Annotated in this window: 23 protein-coding genes; 12 read left to right on the top strand and 11 right to left on the bottom strand. The window is 61.6% G+C overall.

The genetic code is table 11. The features are described from left to right. Nucleotides 1-3: 3 nt before the first annotated feature. The 8 genes from AC0L3E_RS00565 to AC0L3E_RS00530 all read right to left on the bottom strand — a co-directional run bounded on the left by AC0L3E_RS00565 (nucleotide 4) and on the right by AC0L3E_RS00530 (nucleotide 4,017). Nucleotides 4-363, bottom strand: coding sequence for a hypothetical protein (locus AC0L3E_RS00565; RefSeq protein WP_473603901.1), 360 nt, complete (start codon nucleotides 361-363; stop codon nucleotides 4-6). A gap of 90 nt (nucleotides 364-453) precedes the next feature. Beyond that, nucleotides 454-774, bottom strand: a complete 321-nt coding sequence (locus AC0L3E_RS00560) for a hypothetical protein (RefSeq protein ID WP_473603900.1) — start codon at nucleotides 772-774, stop codon at nucleotides 454-456. Beyond that, on the bottom strand, nucleotides 774-1,199 hold the full coding sequence (locus tag AC0L3E_RS00555; protein ID WP_473603899.1) for a hypothetical protein: 426 nt from the start codon (nucleotides 1,197-1,199) through the stop codon (nucleotides 774-776). The genes AC0L3E_RS00560 and AC0L3E_RS00555 overlap by 1 nt, the downstream gene beginning before the upstream one ends. Then, a complete protein-coding gene (locus AC0L3E_RS00550) occupies nucleotides 1,189-1,881 on the bottom strand; it encodes a hypothetical protein (RefSeq protein WP_473603898.1) in 693 nt (230 codons plus the stop codon). The genes AC0L3E_RS00555 and AC0L3E_RS00550 overlap by 11 nt, the downstream gene beginning before the upstream one ends. A gap of 4 nt (nucleotides 1,882-1,885) precedes the next feature. Further along, nucleotides 1,886-2,788: a helix-turn-helix domain-containing protein gene (locus AC0L3E_RS00545; protein ID WP_473603897.1), complete on the bottom strand. Its 903-nt coding sequence runs from the start codon at nucleotides 2,786-2,788 to the stop codon at nucleotides 1,886-1,888. 138 nt (nucleotides 2,789-2,926) lie between these two features. Beyond that, nucleotides 2,927-3,148 carry a hypothetical protein gene (locus AC0L3E_RS00540; RefSeq protein WP_473603896.1) on the bottom strand — a complete coding sequence of 74 codons (222 nt, stop codon included), beginning with the start codon at nucleotides 3,146-3,148 and terminating at the stop codon, nucleotides 2,927-2,929. Between the two features lie 112 nt (nucleotides 3,149-3,260). Then, a complete protein-coding gene (locus AC0L3E_RS00535) occupies nucleotides 3,261-3,812 on the bottom strand; it encodes a hypothetical protein (protein WP_473603895.1) in 552 nt (183 codons plus the stop codon). Then, nucleotides 3,781-4,017 carry a helix-turn-helix domain-containing protein gene (locus AC0L3E_RS00530; RefSeq protein ID WP_473603894.1) on the bottom strand — a complete coding sequence of 79 codons (237 nt, stop codon included), beginning with the start codon at nucleotides 4,015-4,017 and terminating at the stop codon, nucleotides 3,781-3,783. Before AC0L3E_RS00530 ends, AC0L3E_RS00535 begins: the two co-directional genes overlap by 32 nt. 93 nt (nucleotides 4,018-4,110) lie before the next feature. Between AC0L3E_RS00530 and AC0L3E_RS00525 the strand changes: the two genes are divergently transcribed. The 6 genes from AC0L3E_RS00525 (at nucleotide 4,111) to AC0L3E_RS00500 (ending at nucleotide 8,207) form a co-directional block, all read left to right on the top strand. Next, nucleotides 4,111-4,707: a helix-turn-helix domain-containing protein gene (locus AC0L3E_RS00525; RefSeq protein WP_473603893.1), complete on the top strand. Its 597-nt coding sequence runs from the start codon at nucleotides 4,111-4,113 to the stop codon at nucleotides 4,705-4,707. 325 nt (nucleotides 4,708-5,032) lie between these two features. Beyond that, entirely contained in the window at nucleotides 5,033-6,157 is a 1,125-nt protein-coding gene (locus tag AC0L3E_RS00520; protein WP_473603892.1) for a hypothetical protein, read from the top strand. Further along, nucleotides 6,154-6,465, top strand: coding sequence for a primosomal protein N' family DNA-binding protein (locus tag AC0L3E_RS00515; RefSeq protein WP_473603891.1), 312 nt, complete (start codon nucleotides 6,154-6,156; stop codon nucleotides 6,463-6,465). Before AC0L3E_RS00520 ends, AC0L3E_RS00515 begins: the two co-directional genes overlap by 4 nt. Nucleotides 6,466-6,467: 2 nt before the next feature. Further along, a complete protein-coding gene (locus AC0L3E_RS00510; RefSeq protein ID WP_473603890.1) occupies nucleotides 6,468-6,653 on the top strand; it encodes a hypothetical protein in 186 nt (61 codons plus the stop codon). After that, the gene (locus AC0L3E_RS00505) at nucleotides 6,650-7,774 is read left to right on the top strand and encodes a hypothetical protein (protein WP_473603889.1); all 1,125 of its coding nucleotides are present in this window, start codon (nucleotides 6,650-6,652) and stop codon (nucleotides 7,772-7,774) included. The genes AC0L3E_RS00510 and AC0L3E_RS00505 overlap by 4 nt, the downstream gene beginning before the upstream one ends. A 1-nt stretch (nucleotide 7,775) precedes the next feature. Continuing rightward, nucleotides 7,776-8,207 (top strand): hypothetical protein, encoded by a 432-nt coding sequence (locus AC0L3E_RS00500; protein ID WP_473603888.1) that lies wholly within the window; start codon nucleotides 7,776-7,778, stop codon nucleotides 8,205-8,207. 178 nt (nucleotides 8,208-8,385) lie between these two features. Here the strand turns inward: AC0L3E_RS00500 and AC0L3E_RS00495 are convergent, their stop codons facing one another. The 3 genes from AC0L3E_RS00495 to AC0L3E_RS00485 all read right to left on the bottom strand — a co-directional run bounded on the left by AC0L3E_RS00495 (nucleotide 8,386) and on the right by AC0L3E_RS00485 (nucleotide 14,635). Continuing rightward, nucleotides 8,386-12,345: an autotransporter outer membrane beta-barrel domain-containing protein gene (locus AC0L3E_RS00495; RefSeq protein ID WP_473603887.1), complete on the bottom strand. Its 3,960-nt coding sequence runs from the start codon at nucleotides 12,343-12,345 to the stop codon at nucleotides 8,386-8,388. 238 nt (nucleotides 12,346-12,583) lie between these two features. Next, a complete protein-coding gene (locus AC0L3E_RS00490) occupies nucleotides 12,584-13,582 on the bottom strand; it encodes a hypothetical protein (protein WP_473603886.1) in 999 nt (332 codons plus the stop codon). Between the two features lie 90 nt (nucleotides 13,583-13,672). Continuing rightward, complete coding sequence (locus AC0L3E_RS00485) at nucleotides 13,673-14,635, bottom strand: helix-turn-helix domain-containing protein (RefSeq protein ID WP_473603885.1); 963 nt, start codon at nucleotides 14,633-14,635, stop codon at nucleotides 13,673-13,675. 127 nt (nucleotides 14,636-14,762) lie between these two features. On the opposite strand from AC0L3E_RS00485, the gene AC0L3E_RS00480 reads away from it, so the two are divergent. The 6 genes from AC0L3E_RS00480 to AC0L3E_RS00455 all read left to right on the top strand — a co-directional run bounded on the left by AC0L3E_RS00480 (nucleotide 14,763) and on the right by AC0L3E_RS00455 (nucleotide 17,556). Continuing rightward, the gene (locus AC0L3E_RS00480) at nucleotides 14,763-14,984 is read left to right on the top strand and encodes a hypothetical protein (RefSeq protein ID WP_473603884.1); all 222 of its coding nucleotides are present in this window, start codon (nucleotides 14,763-14,765) and stop codon (nucleotides 14,982-14,984) included. Beyond that, nucleotides 14,981-15,256 carry an ASCH domain-containing protein gene (locus AC0L3E_RS00475; RefSeq protein WP_473603882.1) on the top strand — a complete coding sequence of 92 codons (276 nt, stop codon included), beginning with the start codon at nucleotides 14,981-14,983 and terminating at the stop codon, nucleotides 15,254-15,256. The genes AC0L3E_RS00480 and AC0L3E_RS00475 overlap by 4 nt, the downstream gene beginning before the upstream one ends. Further along, nucleotides 15,226-15,486, top strand: a complete 261-nt coding sequence (locus tag AC0L3E_RS00470) for a hypothetical protein (RefSeq protein WP_473603881.1) — start codon at nucleotides 15,226-15,228, stop codon at nucleotides 15,484-15,486. Before AC0L3E_RS00475 ends, AC0L3E_RS00470 begins: the two co-directional genes overlap by 31 nt. 101 nt (nucleotides 15,487-15,587) lie before the next feature. Continuing rightward, nucleotides 15,588-15,923 (top strand): hypothetical protein, encoded by a 336-nt coding sequence (locus AC0L3E_RS00465; RefSeq protein WP_473603880.1) that lies wholly within the window; start codon nucleotides 15,588-15,590, stop codon nucleotides 15,921-15,923. 33 nt (nucleotides 15,924-15,956) lie between these two features. Next, nucleotides 15,957-16,775, top strand: coding sequence for a glycosyltransferase family 25 protein (locus tag AC0L3E_RS00460; protein WP_473603879.1), 819 nt, complete (start codon nucleotides 15,957-15,959; stop codon nucleotides 16,773-16,775). A gap of 79 nt (nucleotides 16,776-16,854) precedes the next feature. Next, complete coding sequence (locus AC0L3E_RS00455; RefSeq protein WP_473603878.1) at nucleotides 16,855-17,556, top strand: hypothetical protein; 702 nt, start codon at nucleotides 16,855-16,857, stop codon at nucleotides 17,554-17,556. The last annotated feature ends 2 nt before the right edge of the window (nucleotides 17,557-17,558 follow it).

Genomic DNA, 17,558 nt, shown 5'->3' with positions numbered 1-17,558 from the left:
GGCTTATGCCATTTCCGCCAGCTTGGCCCGGGCAGGATCGAGCACCTCGAGTGTCGTCCTGATCTGGTGAAGATCAGCGTCCGTCTCCTGGTGGCAATTGTCGCGGACCAGCTTGCCCTGGGCCACGATCCGCTCGAATTCGACCGTCGCGGCGGCCTTGATCGCCTCCAGCTCGGCTTCCTTGGTGCGCATCTGATCGACGAGGCGTTTCAGCGAAATGCCGGTGTTGGCGATCATGTTGCGAACAGTCGGCTTCACCTCGGTGCTGTCGCGGGCCAATTCCTCGTCGACCGCCTGCGAGAATTCTTGCTCGATTTCGGCGAGGTCGCTGCCGAGAGCTTGTACGGTGGGCATGTTGTCCATTTCACTGGATCCTCAGGTGAATGCCGCGACACGACACGCGCGGAATTGCGCGGCCGCGAAGACGGCGGATGAAACGGGAAAGGCGAGCGGTCATTGCGCTTGGTCGCCGTATTGCTCGGCAACGACGGCGCCGACGATCTCGTCGAGCCAATCGTCACGCCACCACGCGGTTTTGCGGTATGTCGGAAGGTTGCCAGGCGCAGCCGCCATCCCCTTGCCGTAGCCGCAGCATCTGGCGATCCCGATCTTGCGAGCGTTGGGAAACGCTTCGGTCAGAGCTGCGAAAGCCAGATGCCGCCCGCGCGCCTCGCGCTGAGCGACTTGGCCCAGAGCCGTAAGGACTGGATTGGTCTCAGCCAACCGGCAGGCCGTGACGATGGCAAGCGCGATCTGATCAGCGGTCGGGAACATCAGATGACCCCCGCCGCAAACCGGTCAGCTTCACGATCGGCCTGCACCTTGAGACGTGCGAGCAGCTCGGCATGGGACCAGACGGTCGAGCGCAGCGCGGCAGCCTCGGCCAGGAGCACGGCGGTGAGCGTTTCGAGGCTGGAGCGATACCAGTGCTGCCCGAGATGGACGTTCGCCAGGAACCGCTCGGCCGCCAGCACAAGGGTGCGCGCCACCGGCAGACCCGGCGTCCAGACGACTTTCGCGAAGTGAAGCCTCTCCCATCGGCCGGGTTGCAGCTGGGGGAGAAGAGCTTCGATGTTCTCGGCCGGGGCGAGACGGAACACACCAGGATCGGCATCGAAGCCGACGGCGCAGACCGCGGCATAACCGAAGTTCTTGCGGCGCTCCACCAGGTTGCGAGGCATGGCGATATCAACCGGCATTTTCTTGTGCCTCGCGCCGGCGACGGTTTTCCTCGCGCTTGCGTTCCTTCCGGCGCCGCTCGATTTCGCGGACCGTCAGACGACGGAAACCACGGGTGGTGCGGACCAGCCCGAATTCCTGCTCGATGCCGGCGAGGATCTGACCCAGCACCCGGCTCTTGATGTCGTGCAGCGACTGCCTCGACATGATGTCGACGCGGTGCTTGTCCCAGACGCGGGTGCAGAACTCCGGGCCGTTGCCGCCGGCGTGAGCGAGGAAGGTGCGCTTGTAGCGCAGCGCGTCCTGCCCCTGCCGCCCGGCCCGCACGAAGCGCAGGAGGTCCATGATGTCGACCATCCGGTCGGCGGCCGACTGGTGAACCACGATCCGAACCTCGGAATTGTCGTATTGGGGCATGCCGTCTGCGAGGCGCGACCGCTCCCGGATAAAGGCTTCGCCCTCGGTCTCCCGCGACGAAGGCATGGCCGACCCGACCCGCGACACCATGCGACGCTCGACGTTCTGCATCTGGCGTTGCGTGTCGACGGCGTCGGCGAAGAGCAGCCAGAGCAGGTCGCGAGGCGAAGGCAGGCCGCGCTTGTCACTGGCGAAGAAGACGCCCTCGGCGTGCCGCATGTGCTCGATGAAGCGGTCGATCCGCTTCTCCTTTTCCGCCGGCGTGTCGAGAAAGAGACGTGTCATTCAATCAATCCCGAGCCGTCGAAGCAGGTGCCGTTTCAGTTACATATGTTGCCATTTTGGTTACACTCTGGGCAAGCGAAAGATCGCTCGGCCACCGTGTTTTCCTCACCAGACGACGACACTTAACCGTGCTTTCCACGCCTCTGTCGCCATACTGGCGACGGATGGAGCCCAGCCATTCGCCCCACTCGGGCCGCTCAGGCGTGATGACGAAATCTCCGTCCTTGTCGATCGGCGGCCCGCCATGGAATTCCAGGAACAGCTGCTTTTTCAGAAACGGGATCATGTGGGGCTTTTCCTTCCGAAGGATCATGGCCGTTCGATAGGTCTCAGCCGTCGCAATCGCCATCGCCCAGCCGTCAGCTCCGATGGTGGCGAATATCTTGGCAGCCGCTTCCCGGCTATCTGGCCGCAACTTCTCCGGCCATGAATCCCACAAAATATCGAAATCCCTCCCCCCTCGCGCGTCAGCGCGCCCTGGTGGTTCTCTTACTGGTTCTCTTACAAGGTTAGTGTCCGGATTCCGGACTCGGCTATTGGCATTTTCCGGACACGGCTTTGCCTGTTTTCCGGACACGGCTCCGTGTCCGGATTCCGGACTCGGCACCACCACATCTTGTGCCGCGACGAAGTCGGCCTCGAACGAGAACCGGTAGCGCGTGTTCTCCTGTTGCTTGGTGCGGGGGTTGATATTCTGCTCGCGCCGGATCAGGCCGATGCGCTCCAGGATCTTGAGATGTTCGTTGAGCGCCGAGCGCGACATCTCGCAGTCGTAGGCAAGCTTGTCCTGGGAGGGGAAGCAACCAAGGTCGGGGTTGTGGCGGTCGCAGAGGTGCCACAGGACGACCCTGGTCGCTGGCTTCAATCCGCGCTGAGCGATCGCCCAATTTGTTGCGGCGTGGCTCATGCGCTGGCACCAGCGCAGGCATATCCGCAGCGACGCCACGGATAGCCCGACCCGGTTTCTTTTTCTACGTACATGTCGCTCTCTCAACGTGAGGAGCGGCAATTCCTACAAGCTACAAATGGTATTGCCGTTCAAGTTCTAGGTAAGCGCCGCCCCGATCGCTGTGATCGCGGCTGCAAGTATTTCCTTTGTCCTAGCCGCGCCGACTGTCTCTTCGAGATATGCCGCCGCCGCGACCAGATGGACTGTCGCCGCTCGCTCGGCTGCAGATGATCCAATGCTCCTGGCTATTACACAGAAGCCGGCCATCACGGCTTTTACTTCCCCGTTTATGGCCGGCCCGCCGTCCGTCTGCTTCATTTATTTCAATTCCTCCATAAATGTTTCGCCCTGAAACATTTCGCGTGGCACCAATGGTGCCAAGCCGACGAAGAATAAAATCAAGTCTTCGAGCGCAAGGGGCGTGGCATAGTCAACGCCGCTCTCTGGCATCAAACATCTTCGCGAGCGGATCGTTGGCCGGCGCCAGAGAAGAGCCGGCCTTCTGGCAAAGGCGGTTGTATCGGGCCAGAAGATCGAAGATGGCTTTGCCGTTCCAGTTGGACGCATTGCCGTACCAGGCCTCACGCACGCGCCAATGGCCGCGCGGATAGCCCAGGTTGTCACAAGCCGCGTTGATCTGCGCCTTGATGCCCATGCCCGGTTTGATTGGACCCGCGGCCTTGAAGACCACGTCTTGTAGTTCAACTGCGATGTCTTGCATCGATTCCTCACGAACAACAGGAGAAGGAACGACGAACAGTCGGGAATCTCGGATGCCCTGTCGGACACCTCCAACGATTTGCGCGCCATAGTGGCACCCTGGGTAGGGAAGCTGCTGATGAACGACGACGATGATCACTGGACGCCCTTTGGCCTCGCGGCCTGGAGCGTTGTTGAGAATGCCGACCGGCTTCGGACGGATAGAGGGAACTTGTTGATTGTAACTCGGGCTAGGCCGAAGCCTGTCGCTTCGCAACGACATCAGCAGCCTCCTTGCCCAACCAGTGGCTTCCCGTCACCGCGCCGTCAGTCATAACGACGATGCGGTCCAGGTATGGTTGCTTTGGCATCCTGCCGTTCTCATAGCGGTCGACCGAAAGTCGCGAACAACCGACTTTCCGGCCGACTGCCGCAGCGCTTAAACCGCGCTCGACGCGCCACTTCTTTAAAGGATGATCAGCTTCCATGTTCTCGATTTCGCACCAATTTGGTTACACGTCAAGGATTGTAACCAGATTGGCACAGTTTCGCGTCCAAAAAATTTGCGGTACCGACTTCATATGAGCAATGGCATCCGGCATTTCCGCGAGAAGAAGGGCATCAGCAAGGCTGAGCTTTCGCGTCGCGTTGGCATCACTCGCCAGCACCTCGGCCGCATAGAAGAGGACGAGCGCAAACTGTCGGCAAAATGGGCTGAGAAAATAGCTCCATTTCTCGACTGCACGCCGCAAGAGCTTTTGTTTCCGGAGCTTGCCCAGATTGATCTGGCCAAGTTCAACAGCGTGTTCGAGATCCTCAAAGGCGATGGGGCAAGGCCGGAATCGCCCGCGCTGGCGATCGACACCGACTTCCTGGAGCGGATGGTGCCAGACGTGTCGGCACACAACCTCCGGTTCATGATGGTCGACGCCTACCAGGCAAACGGGCTTGTAACCAAAGGTGATGCGCTTGTCATCGATACGGATGACAACCAGCCGAATCGACCGGGCCTTTATGCGCTCGATATTGCCGGTGTGGTGCAGTGGCGGTACCTCTCCCCGATGACTTCTGGTACCGTGCAGGTTCATAGCGACAACAGCGCTGCGAACAATGAAACCGTCAATCCGGCGGATTTGAAGGTCGTCGGCCGCGCCCGTCTCAGGATTTCCACTTTGTGATGTGATTTTTTTTGCCTGTGTTGTAACCAATTTGGCTACAGCACTTGCAAAAGGCACCAAATTGGTTACGATTCCTTCACGCAGAAGGATCGCTAGACCGATGGCCCAGTTCCCCCTGGTTGTATTTCTCCATCATGGCTCGCGGTCTAGTGTCGAGTATCTGCGTGTTCCCGGCCGGGTTGGTGCCCTCACCCCCCAATACCAAGCCAAGCACCAGCTCGGCCGGGTCTCCCTAATCTGACAGCAGACCGCACCCACGACCGCTTTGTCGTGCCCGAAGTGGTGCCAAAATGGTTTCACGTGTAACGCAAAAGGATACAGACGGATGACGGCGGACCAATATGCATGGTGGCGTCAGGCTTTGAAACTGGCTGGCGGATATCGCGAGCTGACACACGATCAGCTGCTCCTGCTCGCCCCCTCGGCCGATAGCCCGGAGTCAGGATTTTTCAGGAACCGTCCGTACAAGGATGCGCCCCTGGTTCCCGTTGCCATCTGGCGCGACGCGTCGGGCAAAGTCATCTGCCTGCAAGCCGACAAGGAAGCGGAGGCCGACAAGGTCTGGAACTATGCTTGTCGCAACCCGATCACCGAAGCCCTCTATCATTCGGTGCTGGCTGGCGGGGCGTGGCCAGATGAGCCGCCGGCGGTTTCGAAGGAACACAACCTCCCGGCCAAGACCGGCGACCTCCACAAGGATTTGACCGTCGAGCTGTCGGCCGAGAAGGAAACGGTCGAGGGCTTCCTGAAAAAGCCGATCACCACCCAGGAGCAGGCCGATCAGGCGGGCGTCTGGGCAAAGCGGCTCGCCGGCATCGCCACCAAGGCGGATGAACAGTTCAACGTCGAGAAGCGTCCTTGGCTCGATGGCGGCAACGCCGTCGACGACAAATGGCGCGACGTGCGCACCGATGCAAAGGAACTCGCCAAGAAGCTGAAAAAGCACGGCGAGGCATGGCTGAAAGAGCTGGATCGGCTGGAGCAGGAACGCCAGCGCAAGGCCCGTGAGGATGCCGACCGCATCCGGCGCGAGGCCGAAGCGGCAGCGAAGCGCGTGGCCGATGCCGCCCGTGCCGCCGAGGAAGACGCGGCTCGGCGCGATGCCATTGCTACACCGGCCGGCCTTGCGGCTTCATTCGAGCAGGAGAGCAAGCAGGAAGCCGACTTGATCGAAGCCGAGGCCGAGGCCAAGCGGCTCCTCCAGCAGGTAGCAGACGCCGATCGCGAGGCTCAGCCCCGTTCGGTCTTCTCCGGCAGGACCGGCGCCAAGGTGTCGCTCCACACCTTCTGGGTCGCGAACATCACCGATTACGGCGCCTTGGTTGTGGCCTTGAAGGACGAACCAGAGGTGCGGGAGGCGGTCGAGAAGATCGCCGGCCGCATGGCTCGCAACAAAGACGCCATCCTGCCAGCCGGCATGGAGCGCATTCCCGACAAGAGGGCAGCATGACCGACCAGAAAATCATCGCCGTGAAATTCGGCGAGAGCGACAAAACTTACGACTATTTCGCCGGTGCCTTCGATATCGCCATCGGCCAGCGCGTGATGGTCCCCATGCGCGGCCGCGAAGTCAGCGTCATGGTGGCCGAGTTCAAAGACCATTCCGATCTGGCGAAGGTGGCTGTCATCCGCCCTGACGTGCGCACCGACGAGCAGCGCGCCGCCAAGCATCCGAACGGTCAGCACCAGTGGTCGGCCGACGGCACGCTGCTCGACGAGAACGGCAACCGGTCGATCTTCGACGACGTGGACAAGTAGCCATGAGCTGGGTGCGCCTCGCAATCATCGCCCTCTGGCTGCCGGTAATCCTCGTGGCCTTCTTCGGGACGCTACAGCGCGGAATCCGGTCCGCCCTCTGGTTCGCATGGAACGACATGCGGATCGAACACGACGCAATGCGCCACACCTGGCGCGTCAACCACTGGAACCCCGAGGATTGGAAATGAACGAACGGGCACAGATACCGGCTCTTATGGTCGGCGGTGCGATCAGCGCCATCATCCCACAGTCGATCGAGGAGACGTGGCGCCTCTCGACCATGATCGTTGAGGCCGGTTTGGCACCTCAGGCCCTCGTCGGCCGAGAGCCCAACGAAGATGCCGGCGACGATGCCTGGAAGCGTTGGGGCAAAAAGGGGACCAGCGCGGTCGCGATCGTCATCATGTCGGGCGCGGAACTCGGCCTTCCTCCCATGGTGGCGCTTCGATCCTTCACCGTCATTGGCGGCAAACCAGCGCTATACGGCGACGGCCTGATCAACGTCGTTCGCAAGTCGGGCAGAGTGAAATCGTTGGAGCTGGGATATCTTCGAGAGGCGTCGAAGGAAGCGCTCCTCAATCTCGGCCTGCACAAAGACGTCGTCGCGCAGATGAACACGGTTGACGAGCGGACGATCGGTTGGTGCAAGGCGGTGCGCTCCGACACAGGCGAAATGAAGGTCGAGGCCTTTTCGGTTGCTGACGCCAAGAAGGCCGGTCTTTGGGACGAGCGCCTGACGCGGCGCGGCAAGGTGTGGAAGGACGGTAGGCAGGAATGGGGCGATGTCCCCAATGACGCAGTGTGGTCTCGCCACCCCAAGCGAATGAAGCAGTGGCGAGCCGCCGGCTTCTGCCTTCGTGAGCTTTTCGGCGATGTCCTGGGCGGCATCCGCGACGAGTTCGAAGCTCGCGAGATCGCCGGCGAATCGATCGAGCACGACGACGAACCTGCACCCAAGGCGAGGCTCATGCCGCCATCGCCACCCAAGCCGCCGAGCCCAGATGCGCCCACCGGCATCGACACCATTCCCGACAACGGATTCGACAAAGACATCGAGGGGATGCACGACGGCGCCGAGGTGGCGGAACCCGAGCCATTCGACTACGGCCAAGGCAAGTCATTCAATTACGGCAAGTTCTTCGAGGACTTGCAGATCGGGCTCATCAGCACCCAGAGCGAAGCCGAGGTCGAGGATATCTGGACCGAGTTCGATGTGGAAGCTCGCTTCCAGAACGACGCCGACAGCCGCAGTTTGGCAGACCAGATCAAGGCTCGTCGGTTGACTGCCATCTCCTCGCACGGTGGCTGACGTGGCCGGCCGCATCGCCATGCTGCCCGACCACGGCGCCCAAGTTCTAGGACCTCCGGTGAAGTGGCGGCCGCGGCAGCTTACGACCAAGGAAAAGCTGGAGATCGTCGTGCGCCAGTTGGGCAAGGAACCCGGTGGCGCGCGGCTCAATCCTCTCGACGGCGTTCAGTTCGATCACGATCCTGCCCTCCAACGGCGACGGTGGGACGAGCAGGCCAAAGACACGATCCCGCCATCGTGCGCGCTGGCGTTCATCATCGCCCTCAACAAGCCGACCCACGGCATCAAGACAGCCAAGGTCGACGTGCCCGAGATCGCCAAGCTCAAGCGCCTCGAGGGGCGCACCGGCCAAAATAGAAAACCGAAGAGGAAGATCCCCGGTCAGAAGCTGCAGTCGAGGCCATTCCCCAAGCTCAATCGAGGGTTCCGGTGATGCGCTCCTTTCCGGCGATGCTGGCATGAAGGTGATCGACTTTGCACGGCGCTGTGCCGGCATCTCCCGGGTGGCCCTGAAATGGTCCCATGACAGCCTGTCGACGGCTCCGGTGGACGGCGGCACGCCTTGTGTGCCATCACAACGAACTCGACTGCCAGCGTCTCCCGTCGGTCCCTCAGAACTTCACTCCCAACGTTCCCTTGATGCTCTGGTCGGTAAGGTGTGATCCGAACTGGCCGCTATAAGCGATGGCGAGGGTGGCGCCGGGCGACAGGCTGACGTCGAGACCGGCTTCGACCACAGCGGCCTCTTCCGCGATCGGCGCGCCAGCTATGGTGAACGGCAGGCCGCCGGCAAAGGCCATCGTCGAGAGCGGCGTGGTGTCGCCATAGGCATGGCGCCAGCCCAGCATGCCCCGTGCCGAGACAGTCGTTCCATTGCCGATGGCGATCTCGGTGGAGCCGCGCAGACCGAGCGTGCTGAAGGTGACGCCGGTCGTGTCGGCCTGGCTGGTCAGCGCCGCCGCGCCGCCCGTCTCGCTGAAGCCATCGGTGGCTAGGTTGACATAGGCTAGGTCGGCGAAAGGCTCGAAGGCGAGCTTGCCGGCGTCGGTCTTGCCAACGTCGACGCGGTAACCGAACTCTCCGAAAACCTGTGCGGTACGGGCGCTGTACTTCGCTTTAAGTGAGTCCGCAAAGCCAGGGAACGCAACCGAGCGATCAGTGCTGATATCCTGCCATGTGTAGACCGCGCCCGAGCGGAAGGCGAGATTGCCCCACTGCGTGCCGCCATAGAGGCCGAGATGGTAATTGTCGCTCGAGCCGGAGGAACTGCGATCGACAACCTGGAAGGTCGAATGGCTGTAGCCGCCGAGCACGCCAAGCCGGAACGTGTCGGTGATAAGCCCGTCTCCACCGGCGAGCAGACCGCCAATGTCGCGCTTGATAGAGGCGGCGTTCCCGTCGCCATCATGCGATCCCCAAGCGCCGAAACCTCCACCCCACATCGCGAAGCTGTCGGTGTCGGGGAGCGCTTGCGTGGTCTCGCCATCGGCATAAGCCAGCACCGGAGTGCCGACCGCGCCGACGGCATCGAAGGCGTCGCGCAGCCGGTCGAGCGCCGCATCGCGGGCAAAGCGGCTGTCGTCTATCAAGATGCCCTTGGCCGATGCATGCACCTCGCCCGAAAGCTGGTCGAAGGCAGCTTGCGCCTGCGCCTCGGTCGGACTGTCGAGGATGGCGTCGTAGACGGGGCCGCTGCCGATGCTGTCCACGCCTGCGCCGGTGGCTTCTTGGTTCGGCGTCGACCCGGCGGAGGCAAAAGATTTTGTCTTCTCTACGTCGAGATAGACATGGGTAGGATCCTCATGCTCGACCAGGCCAACGAAGGCTGAGATGTCGCCGTTGGTGACCGAATAGGCTCCGCTGACACCGCCGTTGGCTTGCACGACTGTGTACTGGGTGCCGACAACATAGGGCACAACATCCGTTTTGGTAACTTCGAGAACAGCTCCGCTGTCCACGGTGGCGGTTCCGACCGCGTGAAGCAAATCCGACTGGCCGCTTGAATTAAGTTCGACTTGATAGGTCGAACCCGACGCCTGGTTGACATTGCCATCGACGGTGAGCGTGCCGATCGAATTGCCCGGGCCGATGATGCCGCCGGACTTGGCGACGATACCGCCGACCGTGCCGTTGCCACCTAGAATGCCGCCGCCAGAAACAGTCACGATGGAGTTCGACAACGAGCCGTTGACGGCAAGTCGCCCGCCGGTGACGTTGGTCGGTCCTGTGAAGCTGTCTGAATCGGCGGTCAGGGTAGTTTTGCCACTGAGCTGGTTGATCGTCCCGAGGCCGATGATTGTCGATGCGAAGGTGTAGTTCGCGGAGGTATGGTTGAAATTGAGGCTGCCCATGCCGGCACCGAAGACCACCACCGGTGCCGACAGCGTGCCGGGCGCGTCCGCTTGATACCCAACCCCGCCGCCGATGTTCAATACGCCGGTGGAACCTGCATTTACCGCAATCCTCAAGCCCGAAGCCGCGGTGACCAGACCACCGTCCGAAATGTTCAGGGTGCCGGAGCCATAATCGCCGACCGTGACCACACCGGTCGCGAAGATCGATGAGCCAGGACCGGAAACACTCACAGTGCCCGTCGCTGTCGCCGTCTCGCCGATAGCCAGGAGCGGAGCGATGACGGCGCCGCCATTATTTATGAACAGCGTGCCGCTACCATACGCGCCTACCGCGATGAGGGCGGCGGTGATTTTCGAACCCGTGCCATCGACCGTAACGGTGCCGGAAGCGTCAGCCGCGACGCCTATGTCTAACGCACCTGATGCGTTGATTGCCCCGCCCTTGCTCACGGCGATCGTGCCAGTGCCGCCGGTGGGATCAGTACCATCGCCGCCGACAAAGATGTTGCCCGTCGCATTGAATGCAGAACCCGCGTCCTCGACGGCGAGTTCACCGGTCGAGCCGTGGTCCTGGGCGACAAAGGTGAGGGCTTCCGCCGTAACCACGCCGCCATTCTTTATTTTTAACTCACCATTGCCGCCTTCACCTACAAACAGATTGTCCTTAATCTTGAGCGCCGAGTCCGCGTCGGTAACGGTCGCGGTTCCGGTGGAATCTGCGAAAACGCCGAGTTCCGCGGTGCCAACAACGTACACCTGGCCGGCATTCGAAACGGTGAGCGTGCCCGACGAATCGTTGTCCTCGCCAACAAGGAGGTCATTTTGGACCGCCCAAGCGGCCGAACCATCGACAGTGGCGGTGCCTGTCGAGCCGGATTGGGCACCGATGGTGGCTTCGCCCGATTGAAAGAGGCCGTGGACCAACAGGGAGCCTGTGCCGGCATCGCCGACGACGATGCCTTGGGTGACGTAGGCCTGGGAAGCCGCATCGGCAATGTTCAAGGTTCCGCTGGAGTTCGCATTGGCACCGAGGTCGAGGCTTTGAGCGTGCAAGGTGCCCCCATCCTGGAGGTTCATCGTGCCGGTGCCAGATAAACCGATGAGAACTGGGCCGGCAGGGGCACCGAGCGTCGCATCATCAACGATGACGGTCCCGTCCGAGCCGACGCTGCCGCCTACCGTGACGCCGGCTGCGTCGACTTCGCCCATTCCGCCGATCTTCAAATTGCCGGTTCCACCCAGATTGCCGACGGTCAGCAAGCCCCCAACCGTTAGCACCGAGCCCGCGCCGTTCACTCCGACAAAGCCAGTAAATCCGGCATTCGCACCGATCGTGGTGGCGCCCCCCACCGAGACCTGTCCGCCATTTTCAACGTCCAGCTCACCAGCACCGCCATGCCCAACGAAGAGGTTGCCGCTGGTGGTCCACGTCGAACCATCGTCCTCCACCGTTACCGCACCGTTGGCAGTCGGTTGGTAGCCAATATCAGCGTCGGTGTCCGTCACCATGCCGCCGTTAGAGACGGTCAGCGCACCTGTGCCGGCGTAGCCGACAAACAGGCCGGCATTGTTATTCCAAACAGAAACCGAACCGGCGCCATTCACAGTAACCGTACCACCGACATCTGGATTCACGCCGATATAGCCGGCCCTGTCCGTCAGGGTGGCGCCATTCTGGATCGATAGCGAGCCTGTATTGCCGCTCCCAACCTCTACGTCGTGGGAAAAGGTTGCCTGCGTCCCTGGGTCTTGGAATGTCACGTCACCCGTCCCGAGAGCGCCGATAACCAGAGACCCACTGCTGGTGACCGTTCCGGCGTCATAAACACCGAGGTTGCCATAGGACCCGGCGTTCACGCCGAGCGCGATGTTTCCGGTCGTCGTTAGAGAGCCGTTGCTGTTCACGGTAACCAAACCCGACGAGTCGAGGCCGATGGCCACGGCGGCCGCGCTGGCGCTGCTGCCCGTAATGTCGCTGGGCAATCCGGTGCCGGCCGCGCCGCCCCTGTCCACAACGACACCGACCGCAGCCGTTGGAACAATCCCGGTCGACCAGTTCGATGCGTCGAACCAGTCGGGCGACATCGTCCCGATCCAGGTTTCATCCGCCATGGCCACGCTCGTCATTGCCAGCACGACCATCGCCGTGGAGCCAAGCAAGACCGAGGCGAGAAGGCGCGATCTGCGAAAGTTTGTTGTGTCGCGAACAATGATCATAGGATACTTTCGGTGCTGAGGGAATGCGGCCGTGTTGCTCGATCGGTTCATCGCAGGGCCGAGAGGCCGCACGATGCGCGGAAGGCGCCGATGGTCTGATTGGTCGTCATCATGCCCCGCAGAACGAACCGTCCGCGTTTTTCGATCGCGGAATAGGAGGGCAATTTCGCGCAAAAGAGGGTCTGCGTCTTCTCGGCCCGCGCAGCCTCAACTCTCAAATCGTGCAGAGATCAGGGTTTTAGCTTACAGGCTCAAAGTGGCTGCGCGCAGTTCCGTCGGGGTCATGCCGGTGATCGCCCGAAACGTCCGGTAGAAAGTCGGCAGCGATTCGAAGCCGCAGGCAAACGCAATGTCGGTGACGCTGCGCAGAGTATCGTATCTTAGGGCACGTACCGCGTGCCCCACGCGTTCGCTGGCAAGGTGGCGCGAAAAACTCGTCCCGGTCGGTTCGAACAGTGTGTGCAACTGGGCGTGTCGACATGCCGAGTGCCGCCGCGACGCTGCCCGGCGACAGGGCCGGGTCCGCACCGTAGCGCGCAAGGTAGTCCCGCGCCGCCTGCAGCCGTGCGGCACGCACCGCTTCGCGCTGGGGCTCCTCGGCCTTGCGGTCCCGCCTCAGCGCGAGGATAGCCAGATTGGTCAGCGTCCCAAGCGCCGAGCCGCGCTCAAGCGCATCGAGGCGCGGCAGTTCGCGCATGAAGGACTGGAAGAAGCCATGCAGCAACGTGTCGGCGCCCGTCGAGCCCGCGATAAGACGCGGCTCCAGACGCTCGGGATTGTCGAGGACGCCGCGGAACGAAGCGCTGGGGAGGCGCAAGACTTCGACGCTGCATTCGCCGGGTTGAGCCGGGATGGCGAAGCGTTCACGGTCCAGGCCGCCGATGCTGGTCTGGCCAGGAACGGAGACAAACCCTTCCCTATCGGAGAAGTGAAAACCAACGGGATGGCTGATGGCCCGGAACAGGAAAATCCCGTCTCCGGGCGTGTTGCGAATGTCGTGCTGCGTGCGGCTGGTGCGCAGTGCCCTGAATTTCACCCGTAACTGCATCACGCCGGTGTCGGCGATCGGGACGCGGGTGAACGCGCCCGCGAACGCCTTGCGATCCTCGGGCGGCGCCTCCGGCGTGTCGCCGATCAGGTTGGCGCTGAGCACTTCGCGCCAATAGGCAAAACGGTCGGCCTCATCGACAGCATCGGTCGACCAACTCATAGTCCCGTCATCAGGCGATTGCGTCATAGGCTGCTGCTCACCAGCCTCGATCTATAACGCGATCATGCCGATGACATACAAGGCTGAAACGCTGCATACACGCAGTTGTGTGCAGGCTCATTCCTCCTGGTCCGATTTGCGTTGCTCGAAGGCTTGCGCCCGCAGATCGCGGGGCGTGGCGCCGAAGGCGTCACCGAAGGCGCGATAGAAGGTCGGCAGGCTGGAGAAGCCCCAGGCAAACGCGATGTCGGTGACCGGACGGCCGGCGGAAAGCGGATTCAGCAGGGAAGCCCGGCACTCTTCGAGCCGCCGCCGGCGTACATACTGGCCGAAGCTTTCACCGCTCGGCTCGAAGTAGAGATGAAGCTGGCGCAGCGAAATTTTCAGCGCCGCGGCCGTCTTCTCCGGATTGAGATCATGCGCCGAAAGGTTCTGCTCGACATAGCTCCGTGCCTGCTGCAGCTTCGCCGCCCGCAGCGCCTCGCCATGCTCCCTCGAGACGCTGCCGCAGGCAACGGCGATCAGCCGCGCCAGGTGATCCGACGCCAGCATGCTGACAGCTTCCGAAAAATCGTCCTGCATCGACAACGCGTCGAGATAGGCGACGATCAGATGAGACACGCCGAGCGAACCGGGAAGATGAATTGCCAGCGGGCGCGGCAAGGGCGGTAAATGCCGATCCATGATGGCACGCGGAATCATCCATGCATCATGGAGATATCTGTGCTTTGCCAAGGCTCGGAACGGCGTGTCGGCATCGGCTACCATAAGGTCACCCGGCAAGGTGTTAAACTCACGATCCCCGAATTGAACATGAGAACCACTCCCGATTTCGCGGTAGATCCAATACTGGCCCCATTCGAGCTTGCGGATATGGGCGCGCAGACGACGTACGGGTGAACTGTCGAAGTCAAACGTAAGCTTGGTAAGCGCTGCCGAGATGGAGGCGGTGACGCTCGCACGATAGTCGGCCACGCCTTGCGGCGGGTCACTACCCAGACCGAGATCGGCCAGGATGGACGACCAAGCCTCGTATCGATCCGCGGCGCGAAAGGACGCCGTGGTTATAATTCTTCGCAAAGGCAACCCCGAAATACCGCCAGTTCATTGCTGAACCCAAAGGCTGTTGATTAGCCGCTGGTCGGGGGGCGTCCTCTCATGCCGCGCATGAACCAATGTCACCGCGCGCAAACCCGATCACCTTTTCGTGCACCAATGCGCCCGCTGCGACGGCGCTTCCCACCGCATTAATAAGGCGCTCGCCGATGCGGCGCTGATGATCCTCGCCACCGACGCGCCCGGCGCCGACCAGGTGCGCAAGGTGCTGCAGACAATCTTCGCTCAGCGGCCGGGTGTCCCGATCGCCGTCGAGACCAAGCCCAAGAAGGGCAAGATCCAACCGAAACTGATCACCAGGAGCGAGCCATGAACGACTTGCCGAAGCTCGCGCTCTCGGTCCGCCAGCCGTGGGCCTTCGCGGTGGCGCACCAGTGGAAGCCGGTCGAAAACCGGTCCTGGAAAGCAGCCAACCCCGGCCTGAAATTCCGCGGCGATTTCGCAATCCACGCCTCGACCGGCATGACGCGCGACGAATACGAGGACTGCGCCGATCTCTGCGGTCCCTCGGCTTTCAATGTCCGCCGCCGGCCGAGCTGGAGCGCGGCGGGATCGTGGGCGTCGGCACCATCGTCGACATCGTGACCGAGTTCGATAGCCCGTGGTTCTTCGGCCCGAAGGGGCTGATCAGCGCCAACGCGCGCCCGGTCGAGTTCATCTCTGTGGCCGGCCAACTCGGGTTTTTCAACTGGAAGCGGCTCGTGCCCTTCGCGAAGAACGGCAAGCCAGTCGAGCCGGCGAAATGGATGCTCGGCCAGGCGCCCAAGGTTGCCGGCTCAACGCTGCCTTCCGACCCGCAAGGATCGCTCCTGTGAGCCATCACCCAGAAGTGAAGCAAACCATGCCAAACGTGCACAGACAACAAGACTGTGCGCGGATAATCCGACCTGACAAGCACCTTCCGGACTCAACGAGCATGTCCCAGGAACCCATCAGCGTCGACCAGTTTTGGGATAAGAACAGATTGATTCCGCCGCAGATGGAAGACTTTCTTCCAAAAAACAGGATGCTTGCCGATCTAGTTGCAACCTTGCTCCAGTTGGCCTTAGCTGTTCTTGTGCCAATTCTAATATTTCATGTTATTTTTCACAGCGATATCGCACTTGTTGTTATCGGTCTCGCCTCTTGCTCATACATTTCCGCGAGCTTCCATACCAGAAGGAGGCGAGCATTTATCCACTTCTACCAAGCCAGGAGACAATCGGAAAAAACTTTCCACGCCAACGCTTCAAAATTGTCCGATGAAGTCTGATCTTTCAGCAAAGCTGTCGATCAGCATAAAATCATGAAATCCTACATCATCAACCTGGACCGCAGCCCCGGCAGGATGCAGCGGATGGCTGACCGCCTCAACTCAATCGGAGCGGACTTCGAACGCGTTCCGGCGGTGGACGGACGTCTCCTCAGCGATGCCGAGTTATCGGACGTCTACAGGCCCGTCGTTGGCGCCGCCGCGATGACCCCAGAAGAGGTCGGCTGCTTCCTGAGCCACCGCAAGTGCTGGGAGCGGATCGTGTCGGGCGCGGACGCCTACGGCTGCGTTTTCGAGGACGACCTGTTGATCTCGAGGCAGGCAGGTCTGTTCCTGGGGCAGGACACCTGCTGGATTCCAGCGGGCGCGGACATCGTGAAGATTGAAACGGTCGGCGGAAGAGTGTGGCTTGACCGCGCCGTATCTCCGCTGCCGGGTGCCTTCAAACTGGTGCTTCTGCGGAGCTTTGCTTTTGGCTCCGGCGGATACATTCTTTCGAAAGTGGCGGCCGAGCGCCTATTAGCGCTCACGAGAGTATTCTCGGATGCGGTCGACCATGTGAAGTTCAACCCCGCCTGTGGAATAGCCGGCAGTCTGAAATCCTATCAGGTGATCCCAGCCCTTTGTGTTCAGACAAATGTCTTCTACGCCGAAGGGTCCGACCTGGTCGAATTGCCTACGCTCACCCTGCACAGTGATCCTCGTTTCCCAGGGAACTTAGTGAACAGGCCATGGCTGGTGCGAAAGACCCTGCAGGCGTTTCGTCGGCTGGTACACAAGCTGCGCCGACACTGGCAAGCCGAGATCATGTTTGCCGACCACCCAGGGGCCTTCCCCCGCACAACAAGCTGAAATTCTCTGCCTCGACGCCCGCCGGCGTCAAATAGACGGCTTTTCTACTTGACTTCATTGTAACCAAAATGGTTACATCATGCAACGATTTGGCCACACCAGAGAACCAGAAATGAACGAGTTGCCCGCAATCGTCGTGGCCGGCTTAGGTAGATGCGGAACATCGTTGATGATGCAGATGCTGCACGCCGGCGGCATCCCCTGCGTGGGCGAGTGGCCGGATTTCGAGACGAACGACAGCATGTTTGGCCGGTTCGATCCCAAGGCGTTCTCGGCACTTCGCGGCAAGGCGATCAAGCTCGTCACGCCGGCGGACCTGCCCATTGGCCCGATGCCTCGCCATGTCGTCATCTGGCTCGATCGAGACCCGCAAGAGCAGGCCAGATCACAGTTGAAGATGCTCGACGGTATCCGAATGCCGGTGGCCAACAATCGGAAATCCATGCGCGTCTTCGTCGCCGGCCTGCGCCGCGATCGACCCTTGAACATGGCGGCGGTAGGCCTCGGCCGGCTTCCCAATCTGAGGCTGAGTTTCGAGCGCCTGATCACGCGGCCTGCCCATACCGTCGACGCGCTCGAGGCGTTCCTGCTTTTGCACGGATACGCCACCGTCGATCGCCGAGCGATGCAGCAGCAAATCCGTCCGCGCTCGGCCGCCTGCTATCCCGGCATGATGGAGGTCGAGCTTCTCCATTCGCCCAGCTTCGAGCGGCAACGTTCGCAACCAGGTCGCATCGGGGTTTCTAAGCCCCACGACGCCAACCCCTACCACGGAGAGTGAAC

This window comes from Mesorhizobium sp. WSM4822, assembly GCF_055811155.1.
Note: the sequence above shows the minus strand (reverse complement) of the source record. Positions and strands in the feature narration are given on the sequence as shown.

Bases quoted from the DNA above. Each gene is read 5' to 3' on its own strand.
- AC0L3E_RS00465 (WP_473603880.1), top strand. From the start codon at position 15,588: ATGTCCCAGGAACCCATCAGCGTCGACCAGTTTTGGGATAAGAACAGA.
- AC0L3E_RS00545 (WP_473603897.1), bottom strand. From the start codon at position 2,788: ATGAGCCACGCCGCAACAAATTGGGCGATCGCTCAGCGCGGATTGAAG.
- AC0L3E_RS00505 (WP_473603889.1), top strand. From the start codon at position 6,650: ATGAACGAACGGGCACAGATACCGGCTCTTATGGTCGGCGGTGCGATC.
- AC0L3E_RS00460 (WP_473603879.1), top strand. From the start codon at position 15,957: ATGAAATCCTACATCATCAACCTGGACCGCAGCCCCGGCAGGATGCAG.
- AC0L3E_RS00540 (WP_473603896.1), bottom strand. From the start codon at position 3,148: ATGAAGCAGACGGACGGCGGGCCGGCCATAAACGGGGAAGTAAAAGCC.
- AC0L3E_RS00560 (WP_473603900.1), bottom strand. From the start codon at position 774: ATGTTCCCGACCGCTGATCAGATCGCGCTTGCCATCGTCACGGCCTGC.
- AC0L3E_RS00515 (WP_473603891.1), top strand. From the start codon at position 6,154: ATGACCGACCAGAAAATCATCGCCGTGAAATTCGGCGAGAGCGACAAA.
- AC0L3E_RS00490 (WP_473603886.1), bottom strand. From the start codon at position 13,582: ATGACGCAATCGCCTGATGACGGGACTATGAGTTGGTCGACCGATGCT.
- AC0L3E_RS00550 (WP_473603898.1), bottom strand. From the start codon at position 1,881: ATGACACGTCTCTTTCTCGACACGCCGGCGGAAAAGGAGAAGCGGATC.
- AC0L3E_RS00520 (WP_473603892.1), top strand. From the start codon at position 5,033: ATGACGGCGGACCAATATGCATGGTGGCGTCAGGCTTTGAAACTGGCT.
- AC0L3E_RS00495 (WP_473603887.1), bottom strand. From the start codon at position 12,345: ATGATCATTGTTCGCGACACAACAAACTTTCGCAGATCGCGCCTTCTC.
- AC0L3E_RS00535 (WP_473603895.1), bottom strand. From the start codon at position 3,812: ATGTCGTTGCGAAGCGACAGGCTTCGGCCTAGCCCGAGTTACAATCAA.
- AC0L3E_RS00555 (WP_473603899.1), bottom strand. From the start codon at position 1,199: ATGCCGGTTGATATCGCCATGCCTCGCAACCTGGTGGAGCGCCGCAAG.
- AC0L3E_RS00475 (WP_473603882.1), top strand. From the start codon at position 14,981: ATGAACGACTTGCCGAAGCTCGCGCTCTCGGTCCGCCAGCCGTGGGCC.
- AC0L3E_RS00525 (WP_473603893.1), top strand. From the start codon at position 4,111: ATGAGCAATGGCATCCGGCATTTCCGCGAGAAGAAGGGCATCAGCAAG.
- AC0L3E_RS00455 (WP_473603878.1), top strand. From the start codon at position 16,855: ATGCAACGATTTGGCCACACCAGAGAACCAGAAATGAACGAGTTGCCC.
- AC0L3E_RS00565 (WP_473603901.1), bottom strand. From the start codon at position 363: ATGGACAACATGCCCACCGTACAAGCTCTCGGCAGCGACCTCGCCGAA.
- AC0L3E_RS00530 (WP_473603894.1), bottom strand. From the start codon at position 4,017: ATGGAAGCTGATCATCCTTTAAAGAAGTGGCGCGTCGAGCGCGGTTTA.
- AC0L3E_RS00510 (WP_473603890.1), top strand. From the start codon at position 6,468: ATGAGCTGGGTGCGCCTCGCAATCATCGCCCTCTGGCTGCCGGTAATC.